The following is a 15294-nucleotide window of genomic DNA, read 5'->3' on the forward strand; positions in this document are numbered from 1 at the left end:
TGCCTGATGCAACCGATACAGACACCTAAACATGAGTAATTTAATTCAAATTCAAAATGCTCTGTGTCTATCAGCTCCAGATATTGAAGCTTTAATGCAAGGGCGCATGATTACAGCCATGCCTCAGATATTTATTAGACAGGGACAGCAATTTCCTCTTTATCCTTCCAGCGCTTTAATAGAGGTATTGCCCTTCGAGCAGTGCTACAGAGCGAGTTTTTTGCCTATTGCCCAAACTGTTCTTAGCCAGTTAGATTCTGAAACCGTTTTAATTAAAGCGTGGGCATATTGTGAATCCTGTCAAGAAATAGCTAATGCTGAATCTTTAGAAGCCTTATCGCAGTTAACTGTATGGACATCTGATACCTTACAGTTAAGACTATCGCAACGTCAGCGTATTTTTCTAGCCTACTTGAGAGTTTATGCCATACCCGCTCCGGTTGAAGTTCCTGTACAACTTGAATATCAGAATAAAATAGGGAAGTTTATTTCTTTACTGAATCCCCTAACAGTTTCTGAATCTTCGCCTGTATTAAGCGATCGCCTCTTCTCCCAACGCCGATACCAGCTAGAAAATCGACTACCGCCATCGCATCCAGAATTGGAAGAGTTGCAGAATGCGATCGCTCTTTTATCAGCCACAAACCCAGCAGCCGAGGAACTAGACCAGAGTATAAGAATATTTCTGGGCTGGAGTAGTAATCAAACTGCAAAGCGAATAGATTCAGATTTGGCTTGGATTCAGAAAATTGCAGAGGTAGGGAATTCCAGCGAGGGTCAAGAATTTGAAAAATTAGTCCGAAGGAGCTTAATAAAGCTAGGTTTCACAAATTCTAACAGCAACCCAAAAGCTAGCCTCGATCCACAGGCTACAGGAGGCGCTGGAGGAATAGATTTTTATTGTGAAAAACCCTATCCAGTAGTTGGCGAATGCAAAGCCAGTAAAAAAGAAAGTGTACCGAATAGCGTAACGGCTCAGCTAATCCATCTCGGTCATACCCATCTAGGTAAAGCTGAATTTGACCGTGCAATCAAGTTAATTGTTGCCGCTGGCCCTTTAACTCCTCCAGCTCTTCAAGCAGCTATTGAAAATCAAATGAATGCCATTAGACCTGAAACGTTGCAAAGACTGGTTGAACTCCAAGCACAGCACAAAAACTCTATAGATTTGTTAGAGCTAAAACAGTGCTTGCAGCAAGCTCCCTTTGGATTGGCTGACGATAAAGTTAATCGTTACATCGATAAAATTAACCAAGATATCAAGTTGCGATCGCACCTTGTTGGGTTAGTCAAAAAGTACCTAGAAAACACAGGCTCAGATACTGCGGGGGTTGATGCCCTTCATGGAGCATATATTTACTCCAATCCTCCTCAGCCATTAAAAACTGAAGAAATACACGATATCCTGATTGAGCTTTCCTCGCCTTTAACGGGATACTTGGGAAGGATTAAGGGTAGTGATTGGAGGAGCGATCGCTTTTATTTCCTGCGTGACTTGCCAGCCGCATAAGTCTTATCAGCCAGGACAATTGCAGGTATTAGTTGTATAGCATCTTTGACGACTTCCTCTCTTCTTTCCGTTTCTGTCGTAACAGTCTCCATCGTCCCGACATTCTAATTTTTCCTCACAAATGGTATCGCGGGGAAAAACTCCAACATCTTTTACAGAAACTTCCGCTGTAAAAGTGCCTTGTTCAATTATTCTTTCTCCTTCTTTAATTTCATACTCAAACTTATTTTCGCCTTCCAAAACTGCAAAAGTACGAGTTTGATGGCTATTTCCTAGACTCAAATCAACGCCTTGAGAATATTCCCCTTCACTGTAACCTCTGCTCGTGTAGGGATAAGGATTACTCTTCATGCCCTGAGTCACGTTCCGGATTGTCACTTTCCTCTTCGGTGCGGGTGGAGTTGACTTGGAAACAAACTGAGCTTTTCTTGTGCCTGGATTCATTACAGTTCCCGGACATTGCCCGACATATTCAACTCGCTTAAATTGAATTTCATTGACATCGAAATTATTGCCGTTACTCACCAGGAACTCCGCCCCGTTTGCATTCGCCCGATTCACAAAAACCACAACCAGCACGAAAGCCGCAATGATTAGAATGGCGGTTCTTTTGATTAAAATTTGTAACGCAGAAAAGCTTTTGGGTTTCATAATTTTTCTTGGCACCACTAAAATCGAGTTGTTTATCCTTCTGAGGAGGTAGACGAAGTTTAATACTTCCGATAGAGGGTTCTTGACTAATTTTAGTGTCGTTGATGAACCATTGATTGTTTCCCGATTTGTACAGCTACTTTTCGCTTCTCCCGGCAACTAAATCAGGTAAAGCAATAGGCATCAGCAGCCAGTAGAGTCTAGTTGGACGATTTCCTAGCGATCGCTGAAAAGATTTTCTTAAAATCTCTTAAAAATTGACACTTTAAAGGGAAAAATGTAAAAATAGATACAGAAATAAATTAGCTAGTTCACCACTGACTGAGTATTCATAGCCGTCAGTGGCTCTGGGGAATAAAAGTAGAGCGCGATCGCGAAGCAGCGTGCCTTGCTTAGTCACAAATACTCAGGAAACTCAATCGGAGGCGAAACTTATGAAACTCTCTTATCGCGGCGTCAGCTACGAAAAAACTTCACCCACGCTGGAAGTAACCGAAAGCGAGATTGTGGGGAAGTATCGGGGACAGACTTACAACGTTGCATATCCCAGACATATTGCAGTTCCCGATGCGATTGTTAACTTGAACTATCGGGGAGTTCCCTACTTCATCGGCAAAACCGGCACGACTAGGGATGCTCTAGAGAGGCAAATCTCATGTGAAGGGATGGCACCTCTAGGCGATCGGAAATTGCCAACCGATACAAGTCGGCGAAAAGTGTTGGATAACGCTGCTAAAAGTCACTTAGCGAATATCCACCGCAGCCTGGAACATCGGATACAAGTCGCTAAAGCCAAAGGTGACGAAAATCTAATTCGCCTTCTAGAAGCAGAGTCGAAGCAACTGACATTGTGCCTCTAGGAGTTTCCGGAATATCTGGCGGTGCTTGCGGTTGAGGCGGGAGTAACGGGAGAATCCCAATGCTTGTAAAGAGGGCGAATAGAATTCGCATCTACGCCAACCCTCCTTACCCCCCTTCGGAAGAAGGGGGCAGAAGCTGCTTCGCATTTATTCAACTAAACCCACCTATGCAGGTTTCAAAAGTCCGCGAAGGCGGACTTTGTTTGTATAGCCGCGATTTCTAATCGCCAGGTATATTTGCTGCCAGAATCTGCAAACCGTCAAAAATCGCACTCCTCCCCCTTTAGGTGTAAAATTTTATCTAAGCACGAAATCTTCAAAGCTGAAGACGACGGATTCCTGGTTTATAAAGCTACGTGGGCGATAGAGAGCGATCGCCCTTTTTTTATGGGAATGTATCCTGCCAGATCAACCGTTACGGGTAAGGGTAGTTGCAGCGAATCCTACAAATTTTATTCCATTTTTTCACAATAATTAATAAAGTTGATCTGCGACTTAAGTAGTAGCGCCATACCTTGTGTTGACTTCTAACTATCGAGGGCAAAAGCGTGTGAATCGCATCCTTCCGATTGAGAACACAAAAGCGATGCGATAAAAGCGCTACCGCCCCCAAATTTTGCTGAGATTAGGAGACTTGAAAATGCTTGAATCTTATCGTCAACACGTCGCTGAGAGGGCGGCACTCGGAATTCCACCACTGCCGTTGGATGCCCAGCAGACTTCTCAATTGTGCGACTTGTTGAAAAATCCTCCAGCGGGTGAAGAAGAGACGTTGTTGGAATTGCTGCGCGATCGCATTCCTCCAGGCGTCGATCCGGCTGCTTACGTGAAAGCTGGCTTTCTCACCGCTGTCGCCAAAGGTGAAACCATTAGCCCTTTAGTTACCCCCATCTATGCAGTAGAACTGCTGGGAACAATGGTAGGTGGCTACAACGTGCAATCGTTGATAGATTTACTCAAATCTGACGATGAATTGGCATCAGCCGCCGCAACAGCTTTAAGCAAAATCATGCTGGTGTATGATGCCTTCCACGATGTCTTGGAATTGTCCGAGACGAATTCCTATGCCAAGCAAGTCATTGACGCTTGGGCGGCGGCGGAGTGGTTTACCAGTCGCCCCATCTTGCCAGAAGCGATTACCGTCACCGTCTTCAAGGTGCCCGGAGAGACGAACACCGACGATTTATCTCCCGCCACCCATGCCACAACCCGCCCGGATATTCCATTGCACGCCTTGGCAATGCTGGAATCTCGGCAACCGGGAAGTTTGGAAACGATTGTCGAGTTGAAGAAAAAAGGGCATCCCGTAGCGTATGTAGGGGATGTCGTAGGAACGGGTTCCTCCCGGAAATCTGCGATTAACTCCGTTTTGTGGCACATCGGGCACGATATACCCTTCGTACCCAATAAACGGGCTGGGGGATATGTATTAGGGAGTGCGATCGCGCCGATTTTCTTCAACACCGCCGAAGATGCAGGTGCATTACCCATCCAGTGTGATGTCACCCAGATCGAAACCGGCATGGTAATCACCATTTATCCTTACAAAGGTGAAATTACCAACGAAGCTGGAGAAGTTATTTCCACCTTCAGCCTCAAACCCGACACTATCACTGACGAAGTACGCGCAGGCGGACGTATTCCCCTCCTGATTGGGCGTACCCTCACCGATAAAACCAGAATTGCCCTCGGATTAGTAGAACCCAGTCCAATCTTTATCCGCCCTCGCCCTCCCATCGATACCGGCAAAGGATTTACTCTAGCGCAGAAAATGGTCGGGAAAGCCTGCGGACTCAATGGTGTGCGTCCCGGCACTTCCTGCGAACCGCTGATGACAACGGTTGGTTCTCAGGATACCACCGGCCCCATGACCCGCGACGAGTTAAAAGAACTCGCCTGTCTCGGCTTCAGTGCAGATTTGGTGATGCAGAGTTTCTGCCACACCGCCGCTTATCCGAAGCCCGTTGACATCAAAACCCATCACGAACTGCCCGATTTCTTTGCATCTCGCAGCGGCGTCGCCTTACGACCCGGCGATGGCATTATCCATTCTTGGCTGAATCGGATGCTGCTACCCGATACCGTAGGAACGGGCGGCGACTCCCACACCCGTTTCCCCTTGGGAATTTCCTTCCCCGCCGGTTCCGGCTTAGTTGCTTTTGCAGCTGCTTTGGGCGTGATGCCTTTAGATATGCCAGAATCCGTCTTAGTGCGGTTCAAAGGCGAGTTGCAACCCGGTGTGACGCTGCGGGATATCGTGAACGCGATTCCCTACGTGGCAATTCAAAAAGGTTTGCTAACAGCAGAGAAGCAGAACAAGAAAAACATCTTCTCCGGGCGAATCATGGAAATTGAAGGCTTGCCAAATTTAAAAGTTGAGCAAGCTTTTGAACTTACCGACGCCAGTGCCGAACGTTCTTGTGCAGGCTGCACAATTAAGTTAAGTATCGAGACAGTTTCTGAATATCTGCGTTCCAACGTAGCGCTGATGAAAAATATGGTAGCGCGGGGTTATCAAGATGCCCGTACCATCATGCGCCGCGTGGCAAAAATGGAAGAATGGTTGGCAAATCCCGCATTAATGGAAGCCGATTCAGATGCAGAATATGCGGAAATTATCGAGATTGACTTGAACGAAATCAAGGAACCAATCGTCGCCGCACCCAATGACCCGGATAATGTTAAGTTGCTGTCCGAAGTTCAGAATGACCCTGTGCAGGAAGTATTTGTCGGTTCTTGCATGACGAATATCGGTCATTATCGCGCTACTGCAAAGGTACTGGAAGGGGAAGCAGCAGTTAAAACCCGCCTCTGGATTTGTCCTCCAACCCGCATGGATGAACACCAACTCAAGGAAGAAGGTGTTTATAGCGTATTTGATGCCGCAGGTGCGCGTACAGAAATGCCGGGATGCAGTCTCTGCATGGGAAATCAGGCGCGTGTGGATGACGGTACAACCGTGTTTTCTACTTCCACTCGCAACTTCAATAATCGCATGGGCAAAGATGCACGAGTTTATCTCGGTTCGGCTGAATTAGCTGCTGTTTGTGCGATGTTAGGACGCATTCCCACAGTGCAAGAATACATGGAGATTGTGGCGAAGAAAATTCATCCTTTTGCGGGTGATTTGTATCGCTATCTCAACTTCGACCAAATCGCTAATTTTGAGGATGAAGGTCGCGTAATTTCCCTGGAAGATATGCCCAAGATTGAGGATATTTTGGGTATTCCCTCTGGTGCGTTGCGCTAGTTCATAATGAAGGTAGGGTGGGAATTGCCCACCCTACTTTCCAATATTGAAGATGAAGCTTAAAGATGCTATTGGAATTAAAGCGATTTAATATCCCGCCTGGTCATAAAGTTTTTCTTGAAGATATAACCTGGCAAGAATTTGAAACCATTTTAGAAGAGTTAGGCGAACATCGTGCGTCAAGAGTAGCTTATGACAATGGAATATTAGAAATCATGACACCCTTGTCAGAGCATGAAACCAATAAACTGTTTATCAGCAACTTTATTGAAATTATTTTAGAAGAACTAGATATTGATTTTTATCCTCTTGGTTCTACTACTTTTAAAAACCCGGATATGCTGAAAGGGATAGAACCCGATAACTGTTTTTATATTCAAAATGAAGCAGCAGTAAGAGGAAAAGAAAGATTAGATTTATCCATCGACCCACCTCCAGATTTAGCCTTAGAGATAGATATAACTTCTCGCACTCATCCAAGTATTTATGAGGCTTTAGGAGTGCCTGAGCTTTGGCGATTTGAAAAAGGCAAGTTACAAATTAATGTATTACGAGACGGTAAGTATATCGAGTCAGATTTTAGTCTGATTTTTCCTAATTTACCACTGGCTCATGTAATTCCCCAATATTTAAGTCAGGTAAAAGCTATTGGTAGGAATAATACAATGAGAGCTTTTAGAAATTGGATACGAGAACAAATTACAGTATCGTAAAATTTTAGTCTCAACTTCGATTAACTAACTGTTTTGAGGATGAATGTCCCGTGATTTTGCTGGAAGATATGCCCCGGATTACGGATATTTTGGGTATCTCTACGGTGGCTGGTAGATAGTTATTCAAGTCTAATTTGTTTAAAACCCTTTCTCTTGTTACAGAAAGGGCTTTTTTTTGTGGACATCTAGTTTTGCATTACCCGTCTAAGTATTTGGGCACCTATGTTAGGATATATACAAGTATGATATTTTTAAAGCAGGTTTCTTAAAGATTTATCTCTGGCTGAAAATAACTACATAAAGGAGAGCCTATGAAGTCTCTCCTGAGAAATCATTAAGTAATATTTAGTTGAGCTGTGCAATGAATTCCGATTTCTCTACTTTTCACTATCCGCCGGAATTTTTAAAGCTTCTCATTGAGACAGTCCCATTACTTTGTCGTTCAAAAAAGGACGTATTACTATTTTTTAGAGGCGCTGGTGTTGACTCTACGTTAACTAACGATATCGCTATAGTTGTCAACACTAACCGTGATAGCATCTCTAAGTATGAAATCGTCCGAACTGTATTAATTCGACTGAATGAAAGGGGAGACTCAGCTTTACGCGAAAGACGAGAAATCGTAAAACGCATTGTCGAATTTGAGTCTTTCTCTACCTGTTGGCCAGAAGACCAATTAAAGGCAAGGGGTCTGGTAGCTGAAATCAGCCGAGTCCTAAAAGTTAAAGATTCGTTTACGAAGATGTATCAGGAACGAGAAGAGGAAAGGATAAAGCGTCAGGCACAGGAGAAAGCAAAACTGGAAGAAATGGAGCGAAGGCGGAACGAATTAGCTGCCATTAAAGCAGATTTATTTTTGCTATTCCGCGAATCAGATAGTCACAAGCGAGGCAAGGTATTAGAAGGTGTGCTGAATCGTCTGTTTAAGGCTAGTGGAATTCTCCTTCGAGAAGCATTCACCGTAAAAGGAGATCAAGGTGAAGGTATTATTGAGCAGATCGATGGCGTAGCTGAAATTAATGGTGATTTTTATTTAGTTGAAATGAAGTGGTGGAGCACAGCTTTGGGACCAGGTGAGGTTTCCCAGCATTTGGTAAGAGTTTTTAACAGAGGTCAGGCACGTGGCATCTTTATATCAACTTCTAGCTATACTGAGGCAGCAATAAAGACCTGCAAAGAATCACTTCGTCAAGCTGTGGTAGTTCTTTGTACCCTGGAAGAGATCATCTTACTTCTGGAACAGGAGAAGGATCTAAAACACTTTCTTAAAGAGAAAATTAAGGCGGCAGTTATTGATAAAGACCCTTTTTACAAACCGATATACTAAAGATTAAGACTTGATTGCCCTGTGGCATGGCGCGATCGCATCCTTCACCTATAGCCATAAAACCTAACCCTCCAACCCCTCCCATACAAAGAAAAGAAATGGGCTAGGAGTTCGGTCTTGTATTTGAGTAAACTGAGAAACACTATAGCAATCCAATCCAAAGTTGGTGGTTTAGATCCCCAACTTCTTGAAGAAGTTGGGGATCTCGCCTTTAGGAAGAGTGCTATATATCCTTTGATTTTGCGATGTTAGGTTTCCGCGTCGTCGAAACGGATGATGTCATCCTCTCCCAGATATTCCCCATTTTGGACTTCAATCATCACTAGAGGAATACACCCTGGATTTTCAACCCGATGAGCTGTAGACATCGGCACGTAGGTTGACTGTTTTTGAATTAAGGTTGTCTCTTTACCATCACAAATCACTTTGGCGGTGCCAGATACAACGATCCAGTGTTCGCTGCGGTGATAGTGCATTTGGGTACTAATGTGATGACCTGGGTTGAGTTCAATGCGATTAATCCGGTAGCGTTGCCCTTCTTCTAAAACAGTGACTGTGCCCCAAGGTCGTATCCGCATTGTGTCACTATCTTCAGGTAAGGGCAGAATCGAAGCCTGCCCCTCATTTTGGTTGCTATTCATCCCTGCTTGTCTCCGAAGATTCGCATCTCAATTTTGCCGCATTTTTGAAAGTTCCTCTGCACTAATTATCGGTGGGACAATATATCGAGGGTGCTAGTAGCTGGTAGCGGCATCCGAAGCATGCAAGCAGGCATCCTGCGGTTCCGATGAGATTTCTACGGCTTCTCTCCGCTTGTTTTTGCCACAATTGATTTAGTTGCAGCAGCTTACAAACATGGCACAAACACAACAAAGCACGATGGAAACTGCCCAGCGTGCATTTGGGCACTTCACTCAGGGGATGGGAACCGGCAAGTGGGAACCGTTTTTGGAAATGCTTGCGGATGACTTTAGCTTCTGGTTTCCAGTGGGGCAATATCAGGGGGAAAATGTCGGTAAAGCACGGGCAGCTGCTTTCTTTGAGTATGCGTCTGAAGCTTTCAACAATGAGCTGGTGGTGACGCTAGATGGCGTCACCAGTAACGAGACGACCGTTGTGTTCGAGATTCGCTCTCAAGGGCATCTGCGGGGGAAGCCTTATCAGAACCGAGGGGCGATCGCTTTCGATGTTCGTGGCGACAAGATTTGTCGTTACCGCGAGTATCTTTCGGTTGTGGTTCAGCCCAAAGTAGAATCGCACCCAGAACAGTCTCCGTCGCAGGGCTAGTTGTGTGATTTATATCACTCAGCAATTAGCTGCTCATCACCTTTACTTAAACCCGCGATCGCATGATTATCTAGGGTATCGTCACATTTTTTACAGTGGTTTATCACTCAGTAAAATGGGCAAAAGGGTCATATTAGAAGTATCGAGTTAATATCCGTAACGATGCCTGTTCAAATCTGCCCTCTCGACTCTGCGATCGCTGAACTATTTGCTCAAGCTACCTACACTGGTAGCATTACCCTGGCTGACCGATATGGGCTGATGGCTGCACTGTTGGAAGATGCAATCAGCGAAGAAGACAAGCGAGCAATTGATCGGCTACTTTACGCTGTCCGCAAGAACCGGCTGAAAGTTGTAGATGAAATTTCTGCCCTAATCTAAATAGTGCCGCTGATTAAAAATTTCTATTACTTTATTGTTGAATCTTTTAGTATTTTGCTGCGCTTTGATTCTACAAATATACAACATTGAATATTTAGAGTAACCATTAAGTTTTACCAAAATTTTTTATGACCTAAAAATAAATATTATAAAAATAATAATTTGATATTTGTCCTATAAATCTCCTGCTAATTAAATCCATAGTAATCCTATTGGATTTGCGAGATGCTACCCTTCATATCCCCAGCTTCTCTAAGAAGTTGAGGTCTCATAATTCACGAATTATTTAGGACGGCTATAGCCGTTATCGTACTCTAGTTTGTGCTTTTCATCTACCAATCAAAATAATTACTAAGTATTATTACTATAAATTCCTGGCATTAAGATGTGAATAGGCTGCCATAATTCATCTACTCACAGACTTTTACCTTTCAAGAACTGCCGCTAAATTTTAATCACTTTGAGTTTTTAATTCCCAATTAAGAAGCCGGAGAATCTGCGACAAGTGTACGCCGTAATTAAAAATCCAAAGGACAATTTCCAGAACTAATAATCTCTGTATCCAGATTGTCCCACTCTGACAATTCAGAAGCGTCAATCCACTATATAATTGCCAAACGCGATAAGGAAGGTATAAGCAAGGAACCATCACGAACGTACAGGATTGAAACCGTCTCGTTGTCACGCTTTCGGATAAAATTTGTAACCCCAAAATGACAAAGTACGGCACCAGTACCTGAAATACGCTGGGATGATTCCACCATATGCCCCACAGAACCATTGCTACTAGGGGAAGCGCCACTCCCACTAGCAGTACAACAAATAACCACGCTCTAAACCAAGGCGGAAGTGGTTGAGGAATCGTGAAGGGAGGTGAATGTCTCCAAAGCCAACCCGCAAAGATAAGAAAAGACGTAACAATTACTAGGAAAAGGAGGTTTTCTAAAAGAATATTCAGGTTGGTAGATGCGGCTGTCTGTAACATAGGATTAAAAAAGAATTTCAGCAGTATAGCGCACGATTAAAATGGCTATAGTGCATGAACTAAAAAAGACACAGTAGAGTAGGGGGATTGTCAAAATGTCTAAAGAAAGTGCCTGTCAATTTCTGGAAGCTGCTACCTACGATCCAGGTTTACGCGAAAAATTCCAAGAAGTAGCTAGTCCAGAGGAATTCGTAAAAGTTGCTCGTGAATTAGGCTACGCCTTGACCACTGAAGAATTGAAGGATGTCGTCAAAGAACATAGTGAAGGTGTCATCTTGAGAAGGCAGACGGGCGTTTGGCCTTGGCTGCGGAGGGTTAAATGGATTTAGTGCATTGTGAACTAGCTAATGGTTAAAAGCTATCGTGAGCTTAGCTATTAGAGTTTGGGGTGGGCATTGCCCACCCTATTTTATACAGCTTCAAAGCAAAATTGAATCTATTACACAATCAACAATTTTTTTGTAGATATAGTGAAAAAATCACCTATTTTATGGCTTATGTAGTAACCACGGCGGATTAATATAACAGGAATTTTACACTTGTTCTAGATAGCGATCGCTTTTATATATATTTTTTTTGAGTTACGATAGTGTGCTATTTAACACATGAATCGTAAGAATTTACAGGTAGAGACAGAGCAAATGTACTTTCTTTGCTTGCCTGCCTAAAATTTTTTAACTAAATTTTTTCTAATTTGCTCTAGTCAGTTGCGAGGTTCCGAGGTTAAGATTGACGCTAATAATCACACACTTTTATAAGCCTATACAGTATAAACACTTATGAATTATCCAGACAATAAAGATAACGAACTTCAACGCAGGGAACGAGAGCTTCAGGAGCGCAAAAGAGCTAATCGACTCCGAGAGATAGAGGCAGAAATTAATCAACCGCCGCTGCATCAAACTACTAAGCATCAAGACTCTCAGCGTTCACCCCAGCCGTGGTACAAGAAACTGGCGAACCTTGGAAAGTTTGTAGCCATCGTTGTTACCATCGTTGTCAGCATTCAGCTAGCAGGAACCCTTTCTTATGTGATTATAGTTGGGGCAGTGGTTTGGGTTGCTTATAAACTCTTTTTTGAGAGCGATCACTCCAAAAAATAAGGCAGAATTTTCACTTCGTCTGTGCTATCGAATCTGAACAATTTAGACCAAGGTCTCAAGTTCTTAGGGTAAAGGTATCCGTTGCACGATTACGGATTATGGTCAGTCAGCTCAAAACCCGATCAAAATAGTAAGCGGTTGACCATCTTGATGCACCTGGCGTAGATCCTACACCCTATCTGGTGTCTGTGCGTCAGTCTTGAGTTTGTAAAAGACTTGCAGTTATGGCGTTTGGAGCAGAGCAGCCGGAAAATAGTAATTACCCATTACCTACCTGCCCTAATTTGTAAAACTACCCGCAAAAAAATAAAGCACGAAGGATAAAATCTTATCCTTCGTGCTTTATTCTTCATGCTTCACTCAGGGGCGTTTTGCGGTTGTCGAGGTTCGTTGTCATTTTGGGCAATTGTTTCCTGAATTCTGGGAGTTAACAGGAACTTTTTCGTTTCTGTGAGTAAGCGATCGCCCCAAAGATTTTCTTGGAGAAATTTTACATCGGCGTAGCGACTGTCTAACCGAATCGCAGCCTCTCCCAAAGACAAACCCTGTTCGCGATCGCCCTTCGCATACAGCGCCACCGCCATCGCCAACCGGGGTTCTGCCGCCTCCTTATCGAGAGAGCTAGCGGAACGCCACTCACTAAGCGCCCCATCTATATCGCCCATTTCGTACTTAACTAGCCCAATATTATTAATTGCAGGCCAGAATTTCTTTTCCTTAGCAACCGCCCTTTGGTACTGAGCGATCGCATCTGGAAACCGTTTCAGTTTGTAGTAAGCATTGCCTAAATCAAACAAAGCTTCCGGGACATCGGGTTTGATCTTTAACCCAGCTTGCAAAACACTAACAGCTTCCTGATACTTTTCCTGCTGAAAGTGCCCGCTTCCCAGAGCAAATAGAATCCCCGGTTCGTTGGGTTGAAGGGTTCTCGCCCGTTGCAAGGCATCAATGGCGTTATTTACCTCCTGCGCTTGCAAAAACAAACTCCCCAGTAAAAACCAGGTTTGATAACTGGTGGGAGCCAGCTGAGTCGCCAATCGCGCTCTGGGCAATGCTAGATCGTATTGTTGGAATCGCGCTAGCTGAGCCGCATCTTGTGCCAGGTTCAAGCCCTGCTGCTCTAGCTCTTTTGACTCCATTTGTAGCGTATAGGGCACGAGTGCTTGCCCAGAGGCGGGGAGAGCAACGCTCCCTAAACCAAGGAAAACAAGAAGCGGGAATATCGAAAAACGTTTAGGCACGGTGCAGCCTCAAAGAAATAATGCGAAGAGAAGAAATGTTCAGCAACCTTACCAATAATTTAACTGACCGTAGCAGAAATCGAGAGCAAAGCCACACGTCAATTTGGGGATCGCTATAACGGATTGACGGGAAACACTAAACAAGGTTCAATCCGTCAGGAAGTTCAAACTCGCTAAAATAGGGAAACAATAAGCAACTTGCTGTAGATAAATACAGTTGAGTGTGACTCCTTGGTGCTAAAGCTGAATCCCATCGTCATTAAAAATACCCTCATTGAGCAGTCTGTTCATTCGTACTACCGGACTTAAAAACTACGCGAATGCAACTTCCACTAATAAGCAAAGTCAAGAACCCTTCTCGGTGGGTCATTGGGCTGATAGCGTCTAGCATCTTGGTAGTTGGCTCTACCACTTATTTCATCATGGGTCGGGCAACGCCCAAACTAGACATTGAGAGCCTGACCGTACCTGTTAAATCGCAAACCTTGAAAGTACGGATTATCGCTAGCGGTACCGTCGTGCCCGTTCAAAGCGTCAATCTCAGCCCTCCAACATCTGGGCGTTTGGCAAAGTTATACGTCGAGCAGGGAGATAGAGTCCAGCAAGGGCAAAAAATCGCCCAAATGGAGAATTCCCAGCTTCAGGCTCAATTCTTTCAAGCCAAAGCCAATCTGGAGCAAGCTCAAGCCAAACTGCAACAAGCACAAGCGGGGAGCCGTCCCGAAGAAATCAATCAGGCAAAAGCCCGTCTAGAGCAAGCGAAAGCTCGTTTAGCTGCGGCGCGGGTGGGTCGTCCCGAAGAAATTGCCCAATTCAAAGCTCGTCTGGAGCAAGCCGAAGCGAATCTAGCATCGGTACAAATTGGTCGTCCTGAAGAAATTGCCCAGACCGAAGCTCAAATCTCTGCCGCCGAAGCGCGGGTAGAATTGGCACAAAAACGAGCCAATCGCAATCAACAGCTCGCTTCTCAAGGAGCCATTTCTAAAGACCAGCTGGATGAGGTGCTGACAGAGTACCGCAATGCCAGCGCCAACCTGAGAGAAGCCCAACGACGGTTGGAGCAACTCAAAAACCGCACTAGCCAAGAAATCCAGCAGCGTCAAGCGGCAGTAGCAGAAGCGCGATCTGCCTTGCAGCAAAGCCAAAAGGGTGGTCGCAGCGAGGAAATTTCCCAGCGAGAAGCGGATGTTGCAGAAGCGCAAGCGGCTCTGCGACAGTTAGAAAATGGGACGCGCCGAGAGGAGATTGCTGGGTTAAAAGCAGCCGCTGACGCCGCCAGAGCTTCGATGCAGGCGGTGCAAGTCCAGCTCTCCGACACGGTAATCATCGCTCCCTTTTCGGGGATTGTGACGCAGAAATACGCCACAGAAGGCGCTTTCGTTACTCCCACAACTTCTGCTTCCACTACGGCTTCCGCTACCTCGACTTCAATTGTTGCTATTGCCAGGGATTTAGAAATTCTGGCGAAAGTCCCAGAGGTTGATGTTGGGCAAATTACCCAAGGACAGCCGGTTGAGATTGTGGCAGATGCCTATCCCGACCAAGTGTTTAAAGGCAAGGTCAAGCTGATTGCGCCGGAAGCGGTGGTCGAGCAAAATGTCACGTCTTTTCAGGTGCGGGTCGCTCTGGAAACGGGTAAGGAACAACTGCGGTCGGGAATGAATGTTGACCTGACTTTTTTGGGTAAACCTGCGAATAATGCCTTGGTCGTTCCCACCGTGGCAATTGTCACCGAGAAAGGAAAGACGGGTGTATTAGTCCCTGATGAGGAGAACAAACCCCAGTTTAAAGCGGTGACGATTGGCCCATCGATTGAAAACCAAACACAGATTTTAGATGGTATCAACGAAGGCGATCGCGTATTCATCGATTTGCCCAAAGATAGCAAACCTAAGCCAGAGGAATAAGGAGAGTTGGTAATGGGTAATAGCTAATTAGTCATTAGTCAGGTTTCTGATTACCCCTTCTCGATTACCAATTACCGAT

Annotated in this window: 14 protein-coding genes; 10 read left to right on the plus strand and 4 right to left on the minus strand. The window is 44.8% G+C overall.

Annotated features, from left to right (window positions below):
* Nucleotides 1-31 precede the first annotated feature (31 nt).
* Nucleotides 32-1510, plus strand: coding sequence for a DUF1802 family protein (locus NDI44_RS02815; RefSeq protein WP_190413657.1), 1479 nt, complete (start codon nucleotides 32-34; stop codon nucleotides 1508-1510).
* Nucleotides 1511-1516: 6 nt separating this feature from the next.
* Here the strand turns inward: NDI44_RS02815 and NDI44_RS02820 are convergent, their stop codons facing one another.
* Entirely contained in the window at nucleotides 1517-2161 is a 645-nt protein-coding gene (locus NDI44_RS02820) for a hypothetical protein (RefSeq protein ID WP_190413659.1), read from the minus strand.
* Between the two features lie 434 nt (nucleotides 2162-2595).
* On the opposite strand from NDI44_RS02820, the gene NDI44_RS02825 reads away from it, so the two are divergent.
* The 4 genes from NDI44_RS02825 to NDI44_RS02840 all read left to right on the plus strand — a co-directional run bounded on the left by NDI44_RS02825 (nucleotide 2596) and on the right by NDI44_RS02840 (nucleotide 8311).
* Nucleotides 2596-3021, plus strand: coding sequence for a DUF4278 domain-containing protein (locus NDI44_RS02825; RefSeq protein ID WP_190413660.1), 426 nt, complete (start codon nucleotides 2596-2598; stop codon nucleotides 3019-3021).
* 640 nt (nucleotides 3022-3661) lie between these two features.
* Nucleotides 3662-6271, plus strand: a complete 2610-nt coding sequence (acnB, locus tag NDI44_RS02830) for a bifunctional aconitate hydratase 2/2-methylisocitrate dehydratase (RefSeq protein WP_190413661.1) — start codon at nucleotides 3662-3664, stop codon at nucleotides 6269-6271.
* A gap of 65 nt (nucleotides 6272-6336) precedes the next feature.
* Nucleotides 6337-6984: a Uma2 family endonuclease gene (locus tag NDI44_RS02835; protein ID WP_190413662.1), complete on the plus strand. Its 648-nt coding sequence runs from the start codon at nucleotides 6337-6339 to the stop codon at nucleotides 6982-6984.
* Nucleotides 6985-7345: 361 nt separating this feature from the next.
* Nucleotides 7346-8311, plus strand: a complete 966-nt coding sequence (locus tag NDI44_RS02840) for a restriction endonuclease (RefSeq protein WP_190413663.1) — start codon at nucleotides 7346-7348, stop codon at nucleotides 8309-8311.
* A gap of 248 nt (nucleotides 8312-8559) precedes the next feature.
* Here NDI44_RS02840 and NDI44_RS02845 read toward each other — a convergent pair whose 3' ends face one another.
* Complete coding sequence (locus tag NDI44_RS02845) at nucleotides 8560-8889, minus strand: phosphomannose isomerase type II C-terminal cupin domain (RefSeq protein ID WP_190413787.1); 330 nt, start codon at nucleotides 8887-8889, stop codon at nucleotides 8560-8562.
* Between the two features lie 277 nt (nucleotides 8890-9166).
* Here NDI44_RS02845 and NDI44_RS02850 point away from each other — a divergent pair, with 277 nt between their 5' ends.
* Together NDI44_RS02850 and NDI44_RS02855 are read left to right on the plus strand one after the other, a co-directional pair.
* The gene (locus NDI44_RS02850; RefSeq protein ID WP_190413664.1) at nucleotides 9167-9598 is read left to right on the plus strand and encodes a nuclear transport factor 2 family protein; all 432 of its coding nucleotides are present in this window, start codon (nucleotides 9167-9169) and stop codon (nucleotides 9596-9598) included.
* Between the two features lie 162 nt (nucleotides 9599-9760).
* Complete coding sequence (locus NDI44_RS02855) at nucleotides 9761-9979, plus strand: hypothetical protein (protein ID WP_190413665.1); 219 nt, start codon at nucleotides 9761-9763, stop codon at nucleotides 9977-9979.
* Nucleotides 9980-10430: 451 nt separating this feature from the next.
* Here the strand turns inward: NDI44_RS02855 and NDI44_RS02860 are convergent, their stop codons facing one another.
* Nucleotides 10431-10964 carry a hypothetical protein gene (locus NDI44_RS02860; RefSeq protein WP_190413667.1) on the minus strand — a complete coding sequence of 178 codons (534 nt, stop codon included), beginning with the start codon at nucleotides 10962-10964 and terminating at the stop codon, nucleotides 10431-10433.
* Between the two features lie 95 nt (nucleotides 10965-11059).
* Between NDI44_RS02860 and NDI44_RS02865 the strand changes: the two genes are divergently transcribed.
* Together NDI44_RS02865 and NDI44_RS02870 are read left to right on the plus strand one after the other, a co-directional pair.
* On the plus strand, nucleotides 11060-11293 hold the full coding sequence (locus NDI44_RS02865) for a Nif11-like leader peptide family natural product precursor (RefSeq protein WP_190413669.1): 234 nt from the start codon (nucleotides 11060-11062) through the stop codon (nucleotides 11291-11293).
* Nucleotides 11294-11743: 450 nt separating this feature from the next.
* Nucleotides 11744-12067 carry a hypothetical protein gene (locus NDI44_RS02870; protein ID WP_190413671.1) on the plus strand — a complete coding sequence of 108 codons (324 nt, stop codon included), beginning with the start codon at nucleotides 11744-11746 and terminating at the stop codon, nucleotides 12065-12067.
* Between the two features lie 356 nt (nucleotides 12068-12423).
* On the opposite strand, the gene NDI44_RS02875 is transcribed toward NDI44_RS02870, so the two are convergent.
* Nucleotides 12424-13308, minus strand: coding sequence for a tetratricopeptide repeat protein (locus tag NDI44_RS02875; RefSeq protein ID WP_339380716.1), 885 nt, complete (start codon nucleotides 13306-13308; stop codon nucleotides 12424-12426).
* A 320-nt stretch (nucleotides 13309-13628) separates the two neighbouring features.
* On the opposite strand from NDI44_RS02875, the gene NDI44_RS02880 reads away from it, so the two are divergent.
* Nucleotides 13629-15215 (plus strand): efflux RND transporter periplasmic adaptor subunit, encoded by a 1587-nt coding sequence (locus tag NDI44_RS02880; protein ID WP_190413673.1) that lies wholly within the window; start codon nucleotides 13629-13631, stop codon nucleotides 15213-15215.
* Nucleotides 15216-15294 lie beyond the last annotated feature (79 nt).

The sequence above is a fragment of the Trichocoleus sp. DQ-A3 genome (assembly GCF_039961975.1).
Classification (GTDB): domain Bacteria; phylum Cyanobacteriota; class Cyanobacteriia; order Cyanobacteriales; family FACHB-T130; genus FACHB-T130.

What these genes read in the sequence shown, in the direction of transcription:
- NDI44_RS02815 (WP_190413657.1), top strand. Translation starts at nt 32, where the DNA reads ATGAGTAATTTAATTCAAATTCAAAATGCTCTGTGTCTATCAGCTCCA.
- NDI44_RS02820 (WP_190413659.1), bottom strand. Translation starts at nt 2,161, where the DNA reads ATGAAACCCAAAAGCTTTTCTGCGTTACAAATTTTAATCAAAAGAACC.
- NDI44_RS02825 (WP_190413660.1), top strand. Translation starts at nt 2,596, where the DNA reads ATGAAACTCTCTTATCGCGGCGTCAGCTACGAAAAAACTTCACCCACG.
- acnB (WP_190413661.1), top strand. Translation starts at nt 3,662, where the DNA reads ATGCTTGAATCTTATCGTCAACACGTCGCTGAGAGGGCGGCACTCGGA.
- NDI44_RS02835 (WP_190413662.1), top strand. Translation starts at nt 6,337, where the DNA reads ATGCTATTGGAATTAAAGCGATTTAATATCCCGCCTGGTCATAAAGTT.
- NDI44_RS02840 (WP_190413663.1), top strand. Translation starts at nt 7,346, where the DNA reads ATGAATTCCGATTTCTCTACTTTTCACTATCCGCCGGAATTTTTAAAG.
- NDI44_RS02845 (WP_190413787.1), bottom strand. Translation starts at nt 8,889, where the DNA reads ATGCGGATACGACCTTGGGGCACAGTCACTGTTTTAGAAGAAGGGCAA.
- NDI44_RS02850 (WP_190413664.1), top strand. Translation starts at nt 9,167, where the DNA reads ATGGCACAAACACAACAAAGCACGATGGAAACTGCCCAGCGTGCATTT.
- NDI44_RS02855 (WP_190413665.1), top strand. Translation starts at nt 9,761, where the DNA reads ATGCCTGTTCAAATCTGCCCTCTCGACTCTGCGATCGCTGAACTATTT.
- NDI44_RS02860 (WP_190413667.1), bottom strand. Translation starts at nt 10,964, where the DNA reads ATGTTACAGACAGCCGCATCTACCAACCTGAATATTCTTTTAGAAAAC.
- NDI44_RS02865 (WP_190413669.1), top strand. Translation starts at nt 11,060, where the DNA reads ATGTCTAAAGAAAGTGCCTGTCAATTTCTGGAAGCTGCTACCTACGAT.
- NDI44_RS02870 (WP_190413671.1), top strand. Translation starts at nt 11,744, where the DNA reads ATGAATTATCCAGACAATAAAGATAACGAACTTCAACGCAGGGAACGA.
- NDI44_RS02880 (WP_190413673.1), top strand. Translation starts at nt 13,629, where the DNA reads ATGCAACTTCCACTAATAAGCAAAGTCAAGAACCCTTCTCGGTGGGTC.